At 60.4% G+C, this 1,718-nt stretch carries 2 protein-coding genes and 1 pseudogene; all 3 read left to right on the top strand.

The window, feature by feature from the left end; genetic code table 11:
- The first annotated feature begins 55 nt into the window (after positions 1-55).
- Positions 56-1,015 (top strand): sugar phosphate isomerase/epimerase family protein, encoded by a 960-nt coding sequence (locus NKJ08_RS38630; RefSeq protein WP_352786385.1) that lies wholly within the window; start codon positions 56-58, stop codon positions 1,013-1,015.
- Positions 1,016-1,026: 11 nt separating this feature from the next.
- Positions 1,027-1,335 (top strand): MocE family 2Fe-2S type ferredoxin, encoded by a 309-nt coding sequence (locus NKJ08_RS38625; RefSeq protein ID WP_352532710.1) that lies wholly within the window; start codon positions 1,027-1,029, stop codon positions 1,333-1,335.
- Between the two features lie 6 nt (positions 1,336-1,341).
- Positions 1,342-1,718 (top strand): annotated as a pseudogene (locus tag NKJ08_RS38620) (hydroxypyruvate isomerase); the annotation flags it as partial.

Below are 1,718 nucleotides of genomic sequence, written 5' to 3'. Positions count from 1 at the left end.
TGAAGGAAGCCCGTCGTACGCCTGTCCAGATGATTGCAAAGCCGGAGTTCTACGCGTGAAGCTGGGTTTCGTTTCAGACAGTCTCGGCAATCTGCCGTTCGACGCGGTGCTTAATCATGCCCAGCGCATGGGGGTATCCGGCATCGAGGTGAACACTTGCGGCTGGTCGACCGCCCCGCATTTCCGGCTTTCGTCCATGCTGGGCAACAGGGAAGCGCAGAAGCGGATTGCTGCAGCCTTCGAGGAACGCGGCCTGGAGATCACAAGCCTCAACGCAAACGGCAATCCGCTGCACCCAACCGATCCGGCCCAAGGCCAAGGGTTGAAAGACACGATCCGCGTCGCCGGCGAGATGGGCATTCGCACCGTCTGCACCATGAGCGGTCTGCCGGCTGGCAGCGCTAGCGACAGCATGCCGAACTGGGTCGTCTCGTCCTGGCCGCCGGAAACGCAGACCATCCTTAAATATCAATGGGAAGAAAAGCTGATCCCGTTCTGGACCGAGATCGTGGCGCTGGCGAAAGAAAACGGCGTCGACCGCATTGCGCTCGAGCTGCATGGCAATCAGTGCGTGTACAACGTGCCCTCGCTCCTGAAGCTTCGAGCAGCGGTAGGACCTGTCGTGGGCGCCAATCTGGACCCGTCGCACCTGTTCTGGATGGGTGCTGATCCCCTCGCTGCTGCCGAAGCGCTGGGCGCGGCCGTTTATCATGTCCATGCCAAGGACACGATGCTGAACCGGCCAGTCCAGGCAACGACCTCGCTGCTTGAGAATGGCAACCTAATGGACATTCCGGCCCGCTCGTGGAGCTACATCACGCTCGGGTTCGGCCATGGTGAGGAGTGGTGGCGGCAATTCTGTTATCGGCTCAAGATGGCTGGCTACGACGGCTGGCTTTCCATCGAGCACGAGGACGTACTTCTGAACTCGCTGGAGGGGCTCGAAAAATCCGTCGCGCTCCTCCAGAGCGTGATGCCGTCAGCTCCCGCAGACTTCAAACCGCAAGATATCTGAGGAGAGACTCAATGCCCTGGGTTGACGCTTGTGCCGCTGATGAGATCGAAGCCGAGGAAGCCAAGCGCTTCGAGAATGGCGGCCGTACCTTCGCGATCTTCCGCAACGACGCGGATGAATACTACTGCACAGACGGGCTTTGCACGCACGAGAAGATTCACCTCGCTGACGGCCTCGTCATGGCGAATACGGTGGAATGCCCCAAGCACGCTTCCGTTTTCGACTTCACGACTGGCGAAGTAGAGACGCCCCCGGCCTGCGAGAACCTCAAAACTTACAAGACGAAGGTCGAGAACGGCCGCGTCATGGTCGAGGTTTGAGCCGTCATGAGCCAACCCTTCCAGTTGGCCGCCTGCGCCGAGATGCTTTGGCTTGATCGTCCGATGGCTTGGCGCGTCGCACGTCTGCATGAGATGGGTTTCGGCGTCGGATTGTGGAATTGGCCGGACCATGACCTCGCAGCGCTCGAGAAGTCGGGGGCGACCTTCACGATTATGAACGGCTACCTCGAAGGAAGGCTCGCCGACGACGAGGGCGCCGACATGCTCTTGAAGTCCGCCCTGGAGACCGCAAGAGTCGGAAAGCGCCTCGGGATTGCCAGGCTCAACCTGCACGGCACCGGTCTCGGCGAAGGCGGTATTCCTATTGTGAAGTCCGAAGTCGAGACCGGCCCCATGTGGCTGAAGGCGCGGGACACCTTGAA

This window comes from Mesorhizobium sp. M0244 (assembly GCF_040321795.1).
In the GTDB taxonomy this organism is placed as follows: domain Bacteria; phylum Pseudomonadota; class Alphaproteobacteria; order Rhizobiales; family Rhizobiaceae; genus Mesorhizobium.
This window is presented reverse-complemented; position numbering and strand designations above follow the sequence as displayed.